The sequence below is a fragment of the Paenibacillus sp. JT22N12 genome, from assembly GCF_056269365.1.
Window position 1 is genome coordinate 258,566 of sequence record NZ_JBWDNU010000006.1, and the last position, 19,404, is coordinate 277,969.

Here is a 19,404-nt window from a genome sequence, read left to right on the forward strand (position 1 = left end):
CTCAGTGACTTAGGTCGGCTCACAGCATGCCAGTATAAAAAAACACCTGACCGTGCGGTCAGGTGAGGAGGGCTCGCTTAGTAAGGCTGAGCTGCCGGAAAGCCAATTTTTTCTTTGCGGACCAGTTGTTTCGTTTTGTCGGAGAACCCATTGTAGGTCTCCTGCGGAATTTGAATGCTGCCCTGCTGCGGTCCATTTTCCGCTGCCGTATAAATCAGGGCAATGTTCGGTCTGGGATGATCCGATTGATTCGGCGTGCCGCGATGCCACATCCGGTCATCTCTTATCATAATGGAACCAGCCGGCATGGTGGCTTTGAAGGAAAGCATATGCTCGGCAAGCCTGGATTTGTCAAGCACCTTCGAGCTGTACCAATTATCCGGGTGCAAATGCGTCCCCCCCGGCCATACCTCCATAGGACCGTTCTGTTCTGTTACATCGACAAGCGGAAAGTTGACGACAAGATGCGTGATCGGCAAATTCACCGTACAACGGTCGCCGAATCTAGCACCCATGTCGGCATGAACATGCTGCGCCTTCGTCCCGCCGGGCATAGAGGTATTCGAGGCAAAGTAAGTCAATAGACAGTCCGAACCCAAAATTTGGCCGACAACATCGGTTACAAAAGGATGCGCAATGATGCTTTCATTGCAAAAAGGCTGCTCGAAAGGTAAATGGAGGCCGATATGATTCGTGCCGTCATGGAATCCTTCATTTACGTCGAAATGGTTCTTGTCCATAAATCCTTCCAGAAGGGGCCCGATCTTATCGCATAGCTCGTCCACTTGCGCTCTGGGCAGCACTTCTTCAAATAACACGTAACCGTTCAATTTAATAAGTTGAACCGCCAGTTCAATCGTCTTCGGCAATAATTTACCGGAGGTTAGTTCTTCTGCGCTAACTCTCACTTTATCTCCACCATTCCTATTAGTTGGTAAAATCTGCTCGCTTGTTAACTCAACCGATCCGAAGCATTGCTATTGGGATGGGCGTTATGCTTCGTACGCCCCCTTTCCTTAAATAAAGATCTCGATTACGTTATGTTCGGATGTCAGAGCGGCAGCCAGAAGCTCCCGGCCAATGCGCATTCCGCCCGGCCGATAGCGATTATGCGTTTCCCGAACCCGTATATCCGCACCGTTCACCGCGACCCGATTGCCCTTGCCGCCTGCAAGACGGTAGACAAACTCGACCGGCCGGTCCATGAACCGGAAGGCAAACCGCAAGCCGGACAGCTCGGCGGGAAGCACGGGATCCACCACCAAATCGCGGCCTTCCTGACGGATACCCAGGCAGCCCGAGATGAGCTGGTTCATATAGATCCCCGGACCGCTGGAATAGATCCGCCAGCCTCCCTTGACCGGCGCTTGGCCGTCTCTGAGCGCTTCGAACCGCTCCTGCGCTTCGTAGCGGTCGTTAAACTTCCCGTCGGAGCTGCTGAAATACGCATTGCTCTGACGAAGCTCGGCATTCGGCACCACATCCGACAGCCCGACCGGGTTAATCATTTGCAGCGCCTTCCACGCCTCGTCGCGGTAACCCAGCTTGGCCATCGCCTCAACGAAGCGAATATGCGCATGGACGTACTGCAAGCCGATTTCGCGGCCGAAGTTGGCCGCCTGCTCCGCGCGCTTAAAGCGCGTGCTGACGCCGCCCGCATAGGGTGCCGGCCTGTCCATTAACCTGACGCCGTCAGGGAAATAGAGCTTTTCTTTAATGATGGCATAGTGCGCCTCCGCCTGTTCCTTCGTCAGCAGCTCGCCGATCATGCTCCGGGTCATTGGAAGCAAGCGATAGCGGATGCCGGTCGACGTATCCTCCGGATGAAGCATCAACTCGGCAGCTTCCGGCTCTTCCATATACAGAAAGCCCGGAATGACGTCCTTCGCAAGCATGAAGCGGTTGAAATCCGTTTGAATGCCCGCAGCCAGCCCCTTCAACTCTTCGGAAAGCGCCGCGTCGTACTCTTCGACGGCAGCCGCAAATCCCTTGATCGTCTGAAAGGTCAGCGCAACCGTCCAGCTGCTCACCATGAATCGTTTGAGCAGGGTGTTCGCGGGCTGCAGCGTGTCATCCCAATCGCCGTCTCCATAAGCAGACAGATGCGTGCCATGCACGAAATGTGCCCGGATGTATTCAATTTCCTTGCGGGCATGCAGCAGCACGGAGGAACGGGTTTCCGCGAAATCGAAGGTCTGTCGGTTCATAAACGGAACAAGCTCCTCCAGAATGCCGAAGTCCTTCGTCGCCCGCAGGTAGTCGCCCAGCACTTTAAGCGGCCAGACGATAATATCGCCATGGCTCTCGTCGGCTTGAATGTTGAAGTAGCGGTCGAACATGAACCACTGCGGCCAGTTCCCCGTGTCCTCGTATTGATGCGCATATACTCTCAGCAGAATATCCCGGACTGTGCCGTAGTTGTGCGTCGCCAGGAAATACTCAACCGGCCCTTGGCAGACGTCGCGTGTTCCCCAAGCCGCCCCGCCGTATTGCTCAAGCCCATGCGGAGAGGAGAAGTGCACGAGCATATTGTGGGTGTACCACCATGCCAGCGCATTCATTTTGTCCAGCTCGGCGGGAATGCTCTCCTCCATGGACAGGCGAAACCCGTTCATGACCTTGCTTAAAAACCGCGCGTACCGCTCCTTCTCCGTTTCCAGCGAGCGGTCTTCGAATGGCAGCGGCTGACCGTGCAGCAAGCCTTGAACGGTTAGATTCCAGGACGGGCTTGCGGCCAGTTCCAGCACTACGAGCGAAGCATCGCCTGCCCGTACGTTGGCCGCAAGCAAGCGTTCGTCGCCGACGTTCATTTCTGCACCCGTCACGCGCAGGCGATAACGCAAGTCCGGGTAAGCCGATGCGCTGAGTGTTCCTTCCTCGGCTCTGAAGGTGACGGTGTCCCCGCTATGCTCCATGCGGAAAGGCCGTTCATACTCGTTCACATTCATGATCACTTGATTCGTGACCAAATAACGGTACGCGATCCCTTTCTCCGACGCTGCCTGCAGGCAGACCTCCGGCGCATCCACGGCTGTGAAGCACGTGATCGTCACGATATCATCTTCGAGCTTATAGGACCAACGAGCGTAATTGAAGCCCATTTCGAACATCGAAGGCAGCGTGAGCAACCGGTAGCTGCCGTCAAGCTCGACATAAATTCGTTGACCGGATGCTTTCATGACGTTCAAGGCGCTGCGGGCGTTGGATATCATTTTATGAAACGACGTATTGCCCACGACGAGCTGCGAGTTGAACATGCCGTACATGTAAGCCGTTGTCGTCAGGACCTGGTCGTTCAAGCGGTCGTTGCCTCCGGTCATCAGGATATGCCCGTGCGGACGCTCCACTTGCAGCTCCTTCTCCTTCAGCACAATATGCTCGTAAGTAGAAGTGAAGAACGACAGCAGCGTCTCGCCGTCCAGCTCCTCCTGCAAGCGCACGGGAAAATGGCGTTCGATTTCCCCGCGCGTCATGGAGAGTGCGCGAAGCGGCTTGCCGATCGTTTCCTTGAGTGCCGGCATCTCCAAATAATCGCCCGGCTCCAGCCGGCGTTCGCCAACCTGCCTCCAGGCCTCGGCCACGTCTTCGCCAAATTCAAGCGTTTCAGCCGCATGAGGATGATCGTCCCTCAGCATTCCATAGAAAACGACCCGAGCGGTACCGTCCAGCCGGATGCGCTCGGACTGCAGCGCCGCATAGGCAAACTCGTACTGGTAGATTTCGTTCGCGAGCGACGCCTGCGACAACCGCTCAGGGACATCGGTTTCCTTGTAGGACAAGCCGAAGAATTGGAAGCCGTCCGTCGAATAGCCGGCCGCGCCGGTCAGCGAACCCTGCTGCATGTACGGAAATTTTCCGCCCTGCGGCTGGTTCTGGCGCGAGCAGATGACATAACCTTTGGCGGAATCCTTGAAGACGGAATGCCCGATGTATTGCGATACGTAGGCCTCATTGGAACGCACGGCTCCCCGGTCGGCAAGACCGATGTCCTGGCCGTAGATCACATCGAGCTCGATCTTTGCGCCACCAAGCGAAACCTCCCAAAACCAAACGCCCATCTCCGTCAGCTGAAAGGCGACTTGGTAGGAAACACCCCATGCGGAGCCTTCCCAGATCAGCGCCCGTTCCGACCGGCGCAGACGGCTGGACGAACGGATGCCAAGCAGCGGGACTGCTTCGACGCCGTCCGCCGTAAACCGGCGCAAATAGAGATTATTCAAGGCGCCATCGATCGGATTAGCCTGCAATTGATTAATCAGCGTATGCCCGTCGTGAGAGGCCTCGAACAGATCGCCGCTGCTTAGAAACGTAAACCGGTAAAGGCCTTCTTCCACGTGAATCTTCGTATCGGTCGTCTGTGATATGGTGCTCACCCGTTTCTCCTCTTTTCTCTCTGTTTAAACAATAGAATCTGTGTCTGTGTCTGTGTCTGTATCTGTGTTCATGTCATTGTCTGCACCCATGCAAATATCCATGCCGATTCGCGCCGGAGCGGCTTTCATGAAATGCCGCCAGACGAAGCCGGTACGATAATTCTCGATCATGAGCAGCGTAATGCCTTTGTCGATGCCGATGACGTCCTCCGCGTACCAAGCCGGCGTCTCGTCCAGGTTAAAGGCGTCCTTGAAGCCGTATTTTCCCCACAGCTGCGGATGGTTCTCGTAATAGTTGCGAAGCGCCGCAATGGATTCCCTCGGGGTGAAGACAATCGAGCCCGCAGCTCCGCAGGGCGGAATCGTCCCGTCCACGTAATCCCGCTTTGTCGTGTTCGGATCGGCTCCGTAACCGCCGCTGTAGCCGCGCGGGCCATCGCAGGCGGTAAGCCCCCACGCGACCGGACCAAACGTCTTCGAACGGTCTGCATGATCGATACAAAACTGCCGGTTCGCGAGCGATGCCTGCACGGAATTCTCGAACCAGTCTACGCCGTAGCGGTCCCTGCGTCCGCGGAAATCAAACCAGGCATGCGAGAACTGGTACACGAACAAGGCGCCGCCCGTACTATGAATGACCGGCCCGCGTCCGCCGTAATAGCCGACATAACGCACGAAATCGTCGAACATATGGGCAGGCACCGGGTGCGTCGGAGACGCGGCGCCGAGGAAATACATCATGAATTGCTCCGCGTAATGATCCCACGTCCCGAAATGCTGGCCTTTCTCGTCGCTGTAGCCCATATAGAACTGGTCCGTCTCCGGATTGCGATACCAATTCCACTCCACCCGTTCGTAGATCGCCTGCGCCAGGCGTTTGACTTCGCCGCCGAAATATTCGCCGGCCGTGAGCGCGCCGCAAATGCAAATCGCCGTGTCGATGACGGATACTTCGCAATTGCGGTATTGCTTCGCGGAATCCGTATCCAGGAAGTGGAAGAAGAAGCCGTGACGATGCTCGGCATTCTTCCAGCAGGTATGGAGCGTTCCAAGTGCGCGCTCGAATGCTTCCTCGCGCGTCACCCATCCCCGTTCGGCACCGATCGCGATCGCGGTCAAGCCGTAACCGACTGAGGCGATGCTCGCCATATCCGGACGCCCCGGCGCCCGGTCGCGGATCAGTCCGTAACCCGGGCTTGCAGGGTCCGTATTCGCTTCCTCCCAGAAAAACAGAAAGCTTCGCTTGCTCTCGAGCTCCAACAAAGACTCGTCCGATAAGGCCATCTTGTTCTCTCCCTTCCCCAGCACTAGGCGCCGAAACGCACGATCAACCGGTCGTCGACTTTTGCATGCTGATGAGAAATAATCCGCTGTACTCCGCCATACCTCTCAATCCGGTAATTCTCGCTCGGCAGGATCCCTCGCGTTGTCTCGAGATCGATCCAATCCTCCGCCTGCGTGAGCCGGAATACAATTTGCGCTTCCCCGACCTCCATGATCTCTGCGGTGGACGCGGCAATGTTCGCGCCGCCCACAGCGACGCCGACCGGCAGCATGACGCCGTCCTTACCGGCCAGCATCAGCTCGCGGCCTTCGAACAGCGGCGCTCCGGCATCGTAAAGACACAGCGTCTTGTCGAAGCCGTCAAGATTTAACAGATGGATAAACCGCTCGCCGGCTGCCGAACGCGTCGACGTCATGAAGATGCCGTGATGCGGGCAGTCATGCGTCAGACCGGCTTTTGCCCCAAGCCGCTCGAGGGCGGTGCGGAACAGATCGATATCCGTTCGATACCGCGCCGTCATGACGATAGCCCGCCCCCGGCCGACCATGCACTCGAAGCCGCAGGGCTGCCCGCTGCCGTACAAGCGGAAGAACGGCGCCGCCCCGCGTACAGCTTCGAACGTTTGCGCGAAATGCGTGCGCACTTCCGGACGCGGCGCCGCCCAGCCTTCGGCCATGACCGAGGGAAAGTAACCGGATGAATCACGATGCTCTTCAAGCAGGCGAAGGCCCAGACAATCAGCCAGAATCGTGCACGGACGAGCTTCCATGTCGTATTGCGGCACTTCGCCGTAGAGAAGCATATTGCCGCCTTCCATGAGGTAATCCGCCAGCTTGCACTGCAGCGCTTCATCCATATAGCTGGCTGAAAGCAGCGCCAGCACGGGGGTTTCGGAAACGCGAAGCGGCTTGTTCTGGATATCGGCCGCGCCGAACCTGTAGCCGGCGATCAACATGGCGCGGGCCATCGTCTCCCATCCCCAGTGCGCGCGGTTTGCTTCAATATTGTCGTACAACGCCTTCATGGCCGGGCTGCCCGCATACCGGTATTCCGTCATGTAGTAGTCGGGAATAAACGCAAATGCGACCCCGTCGCGCTCTTCATTCATGACGGCGACTTTATCGGCAACAGCCATGATGGCCTGAATCCCGCGCGCCATCCGCGGAAACGTATAGTTCAGCTGCCCTTCCGGCCCGACGGGTGCGGCGAAGCCATGACGCTCGCCCGTGAAGGCGACGCGGTTGTTGCCATCGTCCCGCCCATGCTCCAATCTGCCGTTGCGCCCGCCGGAGAACAAGTAATAGTTGATGAGCCGGTTTCCTTGGGCGACGCACATGCGCATTTTGAAGTCTGCAGCCGAGACGTCGTAGCGCGCGGCGAGCAGCTCGCCGAAATTGCCGTCGCCGCAGTTGAACTCTACCGAGGTGAGCGGCTGGTGCTCGTCGTGAACCGCGTCCATGAACCCGTTGATCAAGTACAGATCCTGGAATGTATTCATGTCCAGGTCGCCGAAGTAGATATCGGAGCCGGACAGAAAACCCGGCTTGCCTTCGTAAGACTCGTACAGCTGGCTGATGCCGATGGGGAACGTAAAGCCGCGTCCTCCCCCGGTGCCATGAATGTTCACCACGAACGGAACCCCGGAAGCGCCGAATTCTTCGGCGTATTGGCGGAGCGTATCCACATACCGCGAGAAGCGGCTGCGCATATAATGGCCCAAATCCAGATGCAGCGCCGGCGCGTACGCTTCCTCCGGCGAGCGAAGCGCCGCCGAGCGCGCAGCCGGATCCGAGAGGTTGAACGGATAGCGTTCGGAGAGCGTTTCGGCCGAATGCGCCTTCGCCAGCCAGCCTGCAAAATCGTCCATGACGAGCGGCGTCAAATCCGGTCCGTTGCTTACCCAGGACAGCATGCCGATTTCGTTATCCAGCTGGATCGCGATGATGTTCCCGCCGCTCGGCTGCAGCCTTGGCGCGGCGATCTCCATCACGGCTTGATACCAGCGGCGCACTTCCTTCAGGTAGTTCGGCGCCAGGTAATCGACCGTCCTGGTCGTGGCAGGGCGGTTGTCCCAACCGAGCGGCACGATTTCCGGATACTTGTCGTAAATCCAGTAAGGAAGCCCCTCGTTCTTCATCTCCGCCATAATGAACGGTCCGGGACGCAGGAAGAAGTACAGCCCGTTGTCGCGGCACAGATCGATAAAGCCCGCCAAATCATACTCCGGGCGCTTCGATCCGCGCAGGTCGATTTCTCCCTCCGTCTCTTCATGGCAAATCCACGGCACATAGGATGCGACCGCGTTGCAGCCGGCCAGCTTCAGCTTGTCGATGCGGTCCTGCCACTCCTCGCGGCGCAGCCGGTAATAATGAATCTCGCCGCACAGGATCATTTGCGGCCTGCCGTCTATGCGAATCTGTTTATCGAAGATTTCGATCATTCTCGAACACGCTCCTCCTGAAAATGAATGGCCCGGCCGCAGCCGAAACGGTTATCCGACGGTCACAGCCTTACTCTCCGGTTAATCCCGTTTTGTCGACCACTTGGGTGAAATACTTCTGTGCGAACAAGTAGAGCGCCAGAAGCGGCAGGACGATGAGCAGCGTGCCCGCCATTCGAATCGCTTCGTTGACGTCCGTCACCTTCGCCCCGCCGGTGTACATCGCCTTGAACGCATCGTTGAATGTCTTCAGCTCCTGCGGCAGCGTCGTCATGGCATTGCCCAGGTACAGCGAAGCCAGGTACGTTTCGTTCCAGTGCCACACCATGGAGAACAGATAGACCACGACGATCGCCGGCACGGAAATGGGCAGAATGATGCGGATGAAGGTTTTGAACGCGCCTGCCCCGTCGATCGCGGCAGCCTCCTCGAGCGCAACCGGAATTGTGCGGAAAAATTGCACATAGATCAGAATGAACAACGCCCCGCGCAGCCCTTGGGCGAAGATCCCCGGGACGATGAACGGCAGCGGGGTCTCAAGCATGTGATACTCCTTGAACAATAGGAACATGGGGATCATGATGACCTGCTTCGGCACCACGAACGTAATGAGCATCAGCGCGAACAGCACGGGCTTGCCCGGGAATTTATATTTGGCGAAGCCGTAGCCCACGACAGCGCATGATATCGTCTGGGCAATGGCCGGCAAGACCGAATTCAGCAGCGAAACCCCAAGCGCCTTCATATAGTGAAGCACATGCCACGCCTGGACGTAATTGTTCCATTCCAGCCGCCGCGGGATCCAGCCGACCGTCGGATCGAGCAGATCCGGCAAGCTTTTGAAGCTCTGCGAAACCATGAACAGCAGCGGATATACGTATACGAACCCGACGATGACAAGCAGCGCGTACACCATGGTTTTGAGCAGCAGTCCGTCATTGCCCTGCCTGCCCCACAGCAGATGGGTCGCTTTATCGATCCAGCGGCGCAGCTCCGTCCGCCGGCTCGCCGTTTTCCGCGTCACTTGCGGCTCTGAGGCCACGTCTCTCATATCTGTCTTCCTCCTATCTACTGTCCGCGTTGTCGCGGTTCCGGAAAAACCAGGCGATGATCAGCAGCACGGCAAGGATGACCGCGAAGAAAATCCAGGCCATCGCGCTCGAATAGCCAAAGCCCGTGTTGACTTGAAACATTTTGTCTTGAATGAGCTTGATCACGTCACCGAACGTATTCGTGAACAAATCCACCGTCGTGTAAATGAGATTGACCAGAATGAACGGCTTGACCTCCGGCAGCGTCACCTTCCAGAAGCTTACCCACGGCGAGGCGCCGTCGATGGCGGCCGCCTCGTAGACCTGCGGGTTCACCTTCTGGAGCGCCGCCAGGAAGATAAGAATTTGGACGCCTGAGTACCACAGGATCAGAATGAACTTGTTGATGACGTCGATCAGCGGGCTCCCCCATGCATGGGGAAGCGAGTTCTGCAAATAATCGATGACGCCGGATTGATCCATCAAAGGAATCGTCGCCGCGCCCTGCGAGAACAGCTCCTGCACCACTTCGCCGCTCGTGATCACGACCGGAAGGAAGAAAATCGCGCGGAACAGCTGCCGTCCCCGGATCGGCTGATTGATCAGCAGCGCGACGAACAGGGAAAACACGATGACGATCGGAATCATCAGCACGGTCGACTTGACGAACAGCAGCAGCTGTTGAATGAATTCCGGGTCCGTCAGGAACGCTTCCTTATAATTGCCCCAGCCCAAATACTGCGTCTTGATACCCTCCGGCGTTACCGCCACCTTGTGAAAGCTCATGAAGAGCGAGAAATAGAGCGGATACGCCATAAAGAGCAGGAAGCCGACGATCCACGGCAGCACGAGCGTATACCCGATCAGCGCCTCGCGTCTTGCCTTGGGCATCTTCATCTTCTTCATGACCGGTCGCCTCCCGTCACGGCAAAATCGCGCGCTTTCACGTCAACTGATCCGCTGCGGTAATCCTGGCCGGTATAGTTCACCCATATCGCGGCGCCGTTGGAGTAGCTTACCTTGACCACCCCGTAATCGAGCACCTCGCGCCCCGTCATGAACGCGTGCCGCACCGGCTTCAGCGCCTCGTTCGCCATCTCGTACTGGCGTTTGATCTCCGGCGCCCAATCCGCGTAGGCGGTGGAGAACTGGTCGCTCGACGGCGTATTTTGCAGCTTCCAGGACGGCTCCTTCGTAATGACGAAGGACGGGTAAGCGCCGTATTCGATCATGCGGAGCACGTCCTCCGACGGATCGGCTTGATGGTTGGAATCCTTCGCATAATAATCCATGACGCCATGAAGCGTCATTTGGATAAAGGGAACCGTGTCCGTCGTGTACATGAACTGCGACGATTCCATCGCTATGCCCAAGTACGAGGCCGTCCCTTTCAGCATGTAGTCGTTGGGCTGGTTCACCGCCAGGTTCAGCGATTGCTTATTCGCTTCCTCCAGCAGGTTGCCGTACATTTGCATCGCATCGGTGCGGGTAACCGCCTCCTTGCCGCTATAGTCCGAGAACAGCATATAACCGGTGCCGTTCAGCGTCAGGTTCGTCAGCCCGTCCCCGCGGAAGGCGCCGAAGTCGTCCTTCGCCAAGCGGAGCGCGGACTGCGGACGAAGGAAATAGCCGTTCAAATCCTTGTACAGGCTGCTCACGAATTTGCTTACGAACGGATATTCCAGCAGCCGGTCGGTAATCATCCGGGCGGCATCCGAACGGACGTTGGTCCGTGGACTGCCTTTGAGCAAATCGGTGTAATCGGTTTCCAGGCTGAGCGTGATCCCCTGCTCCTTCGCGTAATCGCGCAGCGCCTCGAAACCGGAGCGGCCGCCAAGCTCCCCGGCAAACGACGGCTTGGCGGGACGGGCGCCGTTCAAGCCCCCGGCATTCCATCCCTTGAGCACGGCCGTCACCCGGGTGACGCCCTGCTTGTGCAATTCTTCCAAAATGCCTTGGGCTTCTTCGAAGGAAGTCAGCTTCAGCACATGCTTGCCGAGGAGACCAGGCTCGATATCGCCGCCAAGGAAATCGATCTCTACGGGAATGTCACTGGCTTCGCCAGTTTCCTCCGGCTTCATCGGCAGCATGCCGCTGCGCTGCAAATAGGCGCGGTACGCCCCGGCCATGCCGATATAATCCGCCTGGCCGCCATTCAAGAAGAGATACCGCGTTGCCTTATCGCCTTCGGTCTTTGCTTTCGTGAACGTATTGATTCCGCCCATCGACTGGCTGGTTGGTTGAAAATACGCGGATCTCACCTTGAAGCGCGTCGATACCCAGTAATAATTCGTATTGACGCCGCTCGGATAAGCCACGATTTCCGCATTGGCTTTCCCCTGCTCGACGACGCCCATCAACGCATTTTGGCCTGCGCCGTGTACGATGCCGAATACGGGATACGAAACGGCGTTAGACGCGTCGAAGCCTGTCGTGGTCACGTCGCTGCCGTAAATTTCCCCGACATACGGCTCGTCGAAGCGCGACTGCTGATCGCGGAAACGAATCAGCGCCCCGCTGCCGTCGGGGATGAACAGATAACCCGGCACATCCGCTTGGCGCACGGCGCCGAGGAACGGATAAAGCTGGATGGTAGCCAGACGACCGCTGCCCTCCTCTACGATGGAATCGTTCGGCAGCGTGACGACGAGGCCGGTCTCGTCCAGCGCCGTCCGCACCGTCAGCCTGATCCCCAGATCGGGAAGCTCGTAGGTTACTTCCATGCCGTCCTCGATCGGTTTGGCCGATACCGCCTTGCCTTGCTGGGAGCGGAAGTTGCTCGTCGCGACCGTCGCGTCGTCCGCCTGGAAATAATCCAGCATGAACGGCGACTGCATGGCATTGATCCAATCCTCGTTCAGCTCTTCCTGCTGCATCGTCTGCGGGTCGGGCACGGAGGACCACACATAACCGGTCTCCTTATTCTTGACCTCGATGGCGTAAGTGCTCCTATTCATGTACAGCTCGAGACTGCCGTTATCCCCGATGCGCTCGTACCCTTGACCGACAGGAAGCGGCGTTACGCCGGTCTGCGCAGGCTCGGGCATCGTAAAGCGGTTGGACTTGTAAAAGGCCTGCTCCTCCTGCCGGTTCAGCGTGCTGTCCAAGACGATATTCACGGGCTCCGCTGTCTCGCCAAAAACATGCGCGATGGAGCCCGCGAGCACGGCTGCCGCCAGGCTAAGGCCGAATCGAACGGCCTGCTTTCGTTTAGCCACGGTATTTCACCTCTTCTGCTATGCTCCGCACGAAATCCCACAGCTGACTGGATAATCCAAAGAAAATGAAGGCGATAACCGCCATAATGACCATGCCGGACAGGGTGATCGCAATGTTCCTGAACGATTCCCTGAACTCGTAGCCATGGATTTCCTTCACCATGATGATGAACAATAATACGCACCAAGCCAGAATAATCATGCGGGAGTAGTCGTACACGACCGATTCCATCAGGGTCAGTCCTTTGGACAGGATGGCCAGGGGTACGCCGAACAACAGATAGGGACTGAGCGCATACACCGAGCCTTTGAAAACATCCTTGAACTTCCCTTCGCCGTCGTTGATGACGCTGACCATATAATTGCATACAATCCATGCAAGCAGCGGCACGAACACCTTCAGCAGCTCGGATGCGATGCTCACCTGCAGCGGATCGGCGCCGCCGAAGATAAAGCTCGTCTGGAATACCTCGAACAGCCGGACCGCCGCGAGCAGCACGAGCAGGATAGCCGCCGACAGGACGGATGCCTTCCCGTTCGTCAATTCCTCGAAGCCGTCGATCGGATGCCGCAGCATGCGGAATACGTGAAGCAGCTGACTGACGATCCGAACCCGTCCCAGTCTTCGCACCGCATCCACGACGGGCGCGCCGAGACCAAATTTGCGGTGGAGCCGCTTCAATACCATCCAAGCGGCGACCAGCCCGGCCAGAATAAGGAGCACCTTCGAAACATGCTTCATCAGCCATTCCCGCCGCAATTCCCAATACGTGTTGGAGTATTCCCCCGCGTTCTTGGCGAATTTCAGCTCATCGAATGCCTGGTCGAAAAGCCCTTGCTTGTAATAGGCGAGCCCGATGCCCAGATGGGCCAAATCGAACAGGCTGTCCAGACGCAGCACCTCGCGCCACGGCTCCAGGCTTTCGACGTATTTGCCGTCCAAATACAGCGACACCGCCTTGCCTACGAGCGTCGCGAATGGCGTAGGCTTGAAAATCTGAATGTTGCCGCGCTCCTTGTCCAGTACGTACAGCAAGCCGCTGCTATTGACTGCGATGCCCGAAGGGGACGTAAAATACCCGAGGCTCTGGTAGCCCGCATCCATGCCGCCGAAGCCGAAGAGCAGGCTGCCGTCCTTGTCGTAGACATAGATGAAGCCTTCCACGGAGTCCGCGGCGTAAATATTGCCCATCCGGTCGATCGTCACGTCCGCGATATTCCCGCTCATATAAGAAGACGAACGAAGCAAATTATCGCCGGCCACATTCAGCTTCTTAATGCTGCCGCCGTCAAGCCCGACCGTCGCGGTGAAGACGAGTCCGTCCTCGCCGATGGCCACGTTGCTCGGCGAGGGAGGAAGCTTCTGCGACAGCTGGCTCAGCTGCTTCCGCGTGAAGAACGTTTTCTGAAGCGAGCGCTCGAGGCTGAAGCCCACCCGATTCGCCCCGAAATAGCCCAGGAAGCTGCCGTCCGCGCTCATCTGGGCAAGCCCTTGCACGAGACCCTCGCCGACAATGTACAGATTACCCCGCAGGTCGACGGTGATTTTTCTCGGCTTGAAGGCGTTGCTCTTCCCGAACAGCAGCGATTCCGGCTGGCCGATCGCCTTGGTTTTCTTGCCGCTCTTGTCATAAACAAAGACCTGCTCCGCGCCGTGGTCGGCCACATACAGCTTGCCGGCGCCGTCGACGTAGATGCCCGTCGGCTCATCCAGATCGCCTGCTCCGATGATGCGGATCAGACTTCCGCGTTCGTCCAGCTCCAGCACGCGGCTGTTGCCGGTATCCGCGATGAAAATATGATTGCGCGCATCGATGAATAAATCCTGCGGCTGATCGAGCGATACCGTCAGCTCGCCTTCCCGCTCCGCCGCTTCCGCGCCGAACATGCTGTAACCGTCTATGGCGCCCATCGGCACATAAGCGGTTTGCGTCAATCTTGGCTGCCCGTTCTGCTTGAACGTGAAGGCATCGTACCGGGCGCTGGCGACGCCGGGCGCAGCGGCGAGCAGCAAGGAGAGGATGACGATTGCGTAAATAACGGATTTCCATTTCACCATGTGCGTCCCCTCCTTTACTTCAGACCCGAGTGCGCCATCGTATCCATGACCTTGCTTTGCATGAAGATAAAGATGATCAAATTGGGAATGAACATTATAAGCGCGGCAGCTGCAGCCACCCCTTGGCCGGCCACGTTGTTGCCGACCGTCGTGCTGAGCGTCGTCATATAGAACGCGAACGTCTTGAGCGTCTCTTTGCTCATGTACAGGCTGGACGTCTCCGCGTTGTTCCACACCGTTTGGAACGCCAGAATCGCCACGGTCGCCATGGCGGGCGAGATGAGGGGCATGACGATTCTCGCGAAAATATAGCGGTCCTTCGCCCCGTCTATCTCCGCCGCTTCCAGAAGCTCGTTCGGAATCTGGTCCACGAACTGCTTGACCAGAAACACGCCGACCGGGAGCGCCATTAGCGGCAGCATATGGCCCCAGTATGTATTGATCAGGCCGAGCTTCTCGATGATCAGGTAGCGGGGGATCGTCACCGCCGCCGGCACGAACATGAGCGCGATCGTATTGATTTCGAAGATGACCTTGCGCATCCTGAATTTCTTCTTCGACAGCGCATACCCCGCCATCGCGCTGGTCAGCAGCGATAAGATCACCACGACCGCCGAAACGACGACGCTGTTGAATAAGTACTTGGTCACCGGAATGACGCTCATGTCCTTCAAGCTGAGCAGCGAGAGCAGATTCTCGAAGGTCGGCTTGTGTACGAGGAACGTCGGCGGGAACAGGAACAGCTCGTCCAGCGGCTTCAGCGCTTGCGAGAACATGAAGACAATCGGCAGGACCATGATGAAGCCGAGCGGAACGAGAAACAGATAAAATTTCAGCTGTCCGAAGCCGATTCGGCTCGGATTGATTTTATTGCCGTGAAATGAAGCCACCAGACCACCTTCTTACTCGTTTTTGTAAACAGGCGTTCATGTGCGCCCCTAATCTTTCTCGCCGAACAAACGCCAAGCGAGCTTCGAGAATCCGTATATGATCAGCAGAAGGACGACCGAGACGGCTGAAGCGTACCCCATGTCATACCGGATAAAGCCGTAATCCGCGATATGGTTGATCAGCAGCTGCCCCGAATATTGGGGCGTCGGGTTCGTGCCCGACAGCTGCACGCCGATCTCTCCTGCCTGGAACGTGCCAACGACCGCCATGACCGCTCCGAACAGCATTTGCGGTTTCATGGAAGGGATTGTAATATACCAAATCTCCTGCAGCCGGTTGCGGATTCCGTCGATGTAGCCTGCCTCGTACATTTCCTTGTTGATATTCAGAATGCCTGCCAGCATCGCGAGAAATCCGACGCCCATGCTGTTCCACAGTGTGACGATCACCATGATCGGCATGAGATAGTGCGGCGACTGCGTCCATTGGATCGGTTGTTGAATCAGATTCAGCTTGAGCAGAACCGAATTCAGATAGCCGGCGCTGTCGCCGCTGAATAACGTCAGCCAGATGACCGTCATCGCCACGCCGGCCGTCATCGACGGCGAGTAGAGCACCAGCGCCAGCACGGTCCGCGGCTTCCGCGAGATTTGGGAAAGCAGCCATGCCAGGAAGAAGGACAGGATATAGCCGCCAGGACCTACGAGCAGGGCGAACTTGATCGTATTCGGCAGGACGTACATCATGAACTCGCTGTCCTGTGTCAACAGATTCACGTAATTCTGCAATCCGATGAATGCCGGACGCTGCACCGTGTTAAAGTAGGTGAACGATAACGCAATCGCCGCACCGACCGGAATGATGATAAAGAGCGAGAACAGGATCAGGAACGGACTCAGGAACAGATAAGCCGACAACTCTTCCCGCAGCGAATGCTTCATTTTCCTTTTCACGGCTGGCCGTGCTTCTGTCTTCAGGACGGTCATTTCACTCATTTGTCATTGCCCTGCCTTTCCGCGCCGGGGAGCGCCGGTACCTTGAGCGGTTTAACCCAGGCGCCGTTCTTCATAAAACCGAACTCCTCCAGTTTTTTCGCAAGCTCGCGGTTGGTCAATATCGTCGCGTCCTCGATCGCGCGCCGCGGATTGACACCGTCGAACACGATTTTGTTCCATGCATCGCTGAGCTGCCGCTCCAGCATGTAATCCCCCGGAATATGCGGTGTATCCTTGAGCCATTTCCACTGCTCCTGCACGACCTTGATGTCCGAGGAAGGCCACGCCATCTGCTGGAAGGCATCCAGATTCGCCGTATTCCACATGAAGGTCGGGCCGTAAATCGTCTGCATCCGGTTGCCGAATTTCACCTGCGTGTCGGTGGAGGTCCACCATTGAAGCAATTCCCACGCATCCTGCTGCCGTTTGCTGTTTCTAAAAATAATCGACGTCTGCGCCGTTCCCGCTGCCCAGCGCTCGACCGTACCGTCTTTGCCGGCCACGCCGGGCATCGGCGCGATTTTCCAGAGACCGCTGATTTCGGGCGCTGCCGACATCAGCTGGATGTAGGTCGTGAAATTCGAGATCCCGATCGGCAGGCTGCCGTCGCGGAAGTGATTATAGAAATTCGGCACGTTGAGCGGCAGGTTGTACACCGTGAACAGATCCGTCATTTCCTTGATCCCCGCGATTGCCTGCTCGCTGTCGATCGCCGTCTTGGCGCCGTCCTTCGTAAACAGCTCCCCGCCATGCTGATAAATAAACGGAGACGTCAGCCAAATTTGCTTGTTGCCGCCCGTTTGCGCCAGCGGATCATAGAAGTTCAGTCCGTGCCGCTGCAATTCCGGCAGCAGCTTCTTCACATCCTCCATCGTATCAGGGATCGGCAGATGAAGAGCGTCCATAATATCCTTGCGATAGTACAGCACCCAGAAATCCTGGGTTTCCGGCAGCGCGTACGTGCCGCCGTTGAATTGGTAGGGGAGCATCGTCCCCGGAGCGAACCGCTTCATGACCTGATCGTAGTCCGGAAATTGCTTCAAATCGGTCAGCGTCCCGCGTACCGCCAGGTTGAACGGCGTCGTTGTGTTGATCGACAGCGCGGCATCCGGCGAATTGCCCGCGGCATTGGCGAGAACGAGCTTGGTCTCGTCGGGCATCAGGGAGAACGAGACTTTGATGCCCGTCTTCTTCGTGAACTCCTCGTTCGCCAGCTGCTGCATCGCCATTACGTATTGGCGCGGACGATTGACCCAAATTTGCAGCGCAGCGTCCCCGTTGTCGTTGATTTTACCGTAGTCCTTGGTGAAGGATCCGAAGAAGACCGAGAGATACGAATTCATCCGGCTGAAGAAACTTGCTGTTGCGTGCGGTAAGTCCTTGTCCGCATAGACATAGAACCGGTCAAGCATCAGCGGTTGATTGGGCAGCTTCGCCAGCGTTTTCCCCAGGAGCTGCATGACGGAATTGGAGCCGCCTGTCAGCTGGTCGGTCTTGTAGGGAATCGCGTTCGGGTTCGCCGCGAGCGCACGCAGGATCCGTGCCGAAATGACGAGCGACTTGGACGCGTCCGTCGTTTTGCCGATGGCGGCCATCAGCCCGGCGTTGCGCTTCTCCAGCATTTCGGCATATTGCGTAAGCCGCGATGCCGCATCCGGAATCTGATCCGTCAAATCCCAGTCCCGATTCGTGTCCTGGGTGTTGCCCGTAGCCATCTTCAGCTCGATGATGAAGTCGTTGACGCCTTTCATCGCATCCTGAATCGCGCGGATCGTCTCGCGGTACGGCGTATCGTTGGCAGTGAGCGACAAGGTGTGCTCGCCTGCCGTCAAATGAAAGAGATACGGCTGCTCCCGCTTGTCCGACGCGTCGCGGTTGGTCCAGTCGGAGACATAGGGAAACGCTACTTCCAGCGCTTCCTGAAACGGAAGGTCATCATCTATGCGCATCGAACGAAACACCGGCATGTCGGTTCCCGTGTCGCTTGTAATCGGCCCCTGCTTGTATTTGAAGGCGATGCGGTAATTGCCCTCCTGCGGCACCTGGAACTTCCAGGTTACGCTCTGCCCGCTGACCTGCCACGAGTCGCCGCCGAGCGCATTGAGACGAAGCATTTTGCTGCTGAACGGAACCGCGGAGGGATTGCCGTCTGCTTGAGCGCGTACGAACGGCTCGTTTTTCATGACGATGTCTTCCGCTTCTACAGCAGCTATGTAGGATGGGGAGTCGGAACCCCATGAGCGATGATAATCGGCGTAATTTGGCAGCTCCGCCGGGCTTGCGATGACGACATTGCCGAGTAAAACCGGCTCGCTGACGAACGGAAGCGTCACAACGTTGTCGCCCGCCTCAAAATGAAACAACAGCGGAAGGTCGTCCGCGGATGCCGGGGCTTCCACGTACTGGGTACGCCAGCCCGGCAGCATCTCCTGGTCGGGCAGCACGTCATTGCCGAGCAAATCTTGCGCGAACGGATAGCGGCTGTTCTTCCAATACTTCGGAAGCTCGAATTGGCGCGCTTGAAAATACGGGTACTTGCCGCCGATTTGAATGCCGCGCTGTATGGCGATGACTTTATCCGTAAGCGGATAGTAATCCAGCTTCACTTGATAGAGTCCGTCTTGCGGAATCCGGACATGGAAAGAAATCGCGGACGTCTTCTCGTCCCACCGGAAGACCGGCGAGCCGTAATCGCTGCTGTCCGCCGCTGTCGTCAGCTGCGCCTCGCGTCCGTCGACGGTGAACGCCGACGGCGCAACCGCCGTTTGGAATCCGGGTATCGCATGAATGCCATCCTTCTTCCATTGCTGCAGGACGTCGAAGTAATCATCCCCTACGACCTCCTTGACGCCTTCTTCCTGCTTTTGCCCCGCGCCATGCTCGCTGTCGGGCTTGGTTTCGGAATCGTTTTTATCCGGGCTGCCGAAAAGCGCATCCAGCACATCCGAGTTGTCAGTATCCGTATTGCCGCTGCCCCCGTCTTCCGCGTAAGCCTTGGATACGGTCGCCGGCGCTTCGGACAGACAGACGACGCCCAATAGCATCGCCACGGTCAAAATGACGGCTACAAGCCTTCTCATCATGTCCTTGCTCCTTTACTGCCAAATGATAG

The 19,404-nt window shown here is 57.4% G+C and carries 11 protein-coding genes; all 11 read right to left on the minus strand.

What is annotated here, in order from left to right:
* Positions 1–77: 77 nt before the first annotated feature.
* Positions 78–908, minus strand: coding sequence for a phytanoyl-CoA dioxygenase family protein (locus AC0YOA_RS22495; RefSeq protein WP_475788513.1), 831 nt, complete (start codon positions 906–908; stop codon positions 78–80).
* 108 nt (positions 909–1,016) lie between these two features.
* Complete coding sequence (locus AC0YOA_RS22500) at positions 1,017–4,373, minus strand: GH36-type glycosyl hydrolase domain-containing protein (protein ID WP_475788514.1); 3,357 nt, start codon at positions 4,371–4,373, stop codon at positions 1,017–1,019.
* Positions 4,374–4,397: 24 nt separating this feature from the next.
* Entirely contained in the window at positions 4,398–5,657 is a 1,260-nt protein-coding gene (locus tag AC0YOA_RS22505; protein ID WP_475788515.1) for a glucoamylase family protein, read from the minus strand.
* A 23-nt stretch (positions 5,658–5,680) separates the two neighbouring features.
* A complete protein-coding gene (locus tag AC0YOA_RS22510) occupies positions 5,681–8,098 on the minus strand; it encodes a beta-galactosidase (RefSeq protein ID WP_475788516.1) in 2,418 nt (805 codons plus the stop codon).
* 70 nt (positions 8,099–8,168) lie between these two features.
* Positions 8,169–9,149 carry a carbohydrate ABC transporter permease gene (locus tag AC0YOA_RS22515; protein WP_475788517.1) on the minus strand — a complete coding sequence of 327 codons (981 nt, stop codon included), beginning with the start codon at positions 9,147–9,149 and terminating at the stop codon, positions 8,169–8,171.
* 13 nt (positions 9,150–9,162) lie between these two features.
* A complete protein-coding gene (locus AC0YOA_RS22520) occupies positions 9,163–10,035 on the minus strand; it encodes a carbohydrate ABC transporter permease (protein ID WP_475788518.1) in 873 nt (290 codons plus the stop codon).
* Positions 10,032–12,347: a DUF5696 domain-containing protein gene (locus tag AC0YOA_RS22525; RefSeq protein ID WP_475788519.1), complete on the minus strand. Its 2,316-nt coding sequence runs from the start codon at positions 12,345–12,347 to the stop codon at positions 10,032–10,034. Before AC0YOA_RS22525 ends, AC0YOA_RS22520 begins: the two co-directional genes overlap by 4 nt.
* Complete coding sequence (locus AC0YOA_RS22530) at positions 12,340–14,406, minus strand: YIP1 family protein (protein WP_475788520.1); 2,067 nt, start codon at positions 14,404–14,406, stop codon at positions 12,340–12,342. Before AC0YOA_RS22530 ends, AC0YOA_RS22525 begins: the two co-directional genes overlap by 8 nt.
* A 14-nt stretch (positions 14,407–14,420) precedes the next feature.
* Positions 14,421–15,296 (minus strand): carbohydrate ABC transporter permease, encoded by an 876-nt coding sequence (locus AC0YOA_RS22535; RefSeq protein ID WP_475788521.1) that lies wholly within the window; start codon positions 15,294–15,296, stop codon positions 14,421–14,423.
* 48 nt (positions 15,297–15,344) lie between these two features.
* Entirely contained in the window at positions 15,345–16,292 is a 948-nt protein-coding gene (locus tag AC0YOA_RS22540; RefSeq protein WP_475788522.1) for a carbohydrate ABC transporter permease, read from the minus strand.
* The gene (locus AC0YOA_RS22545; protein WP_475788523.1) at positions 16,289–19,375 is read right to left on the minus strand and encodes an extracellular solute-binding protein; all 3,087 of its coding nucleotides are present in this window, start codon (positions 19,373–19,375) and stop codon (positions 16,289–16,291) included. Before AC0YOA_RS22545 ends, AC0YOA_RS22540 begins: the two co-directional genes overlap by 4 nt.
* Positions 19,376–19,404: the final 29 nt, after the last annotated feature.

Coding starts and splice junctions, on each gene's coding strand:
- AC0YOA_RS22510 (WP_475788516.1), bottom strand. CDS start 8,098: ATGATCGAAATCTTCGATAAACAGATTCGCATAGACGGCAGGCCGCAA.
- AC0YOA_RS22505 (WP_475788515.1), bottom strand. CDS start 5,657: ATGGCCTTATCGGACGAGTCTTTGTTGGAGCTCGAGAGCAAGCGAAGC.
- AC0YOA_RS22520 (WP_475788518.1), bottom strand. CDS start 10,035: ATGAAGAAGATGAAGATGCCCAAGGCAAGACGCGAGGCGCTGATCGGG.
- AC0YOA_RS22530 (WP_475788520.1), bottom strand. CDS start 14,406: ATGGTGAAATGGAAATCCGTTATTTACGCAATCGTCATCCTCTCCTTG.
- AC0YOA_RS22515 (WP_475788517.1), bottom strand. CDS start 9,149: ATGAGAGACGTGGCCTCAGAGCCGCAAGTGACGCGGAAAACGGCGAGC.
- AC0YOA_RS22545 (WP_475788523.1), bottom strand. CDS start 19,375: ATGATGAGAAGGCTTGTAGCCGTCATTTTGACCGTGGCGATGCTATTG.
- AC0YOA_RS22540 (WP_475788522.1), bottom strand. CDS start 16,292: ATGAGTGAAATGACCGTCCTGAAGACAGAAGCACGGCCAGCCGTGAAA.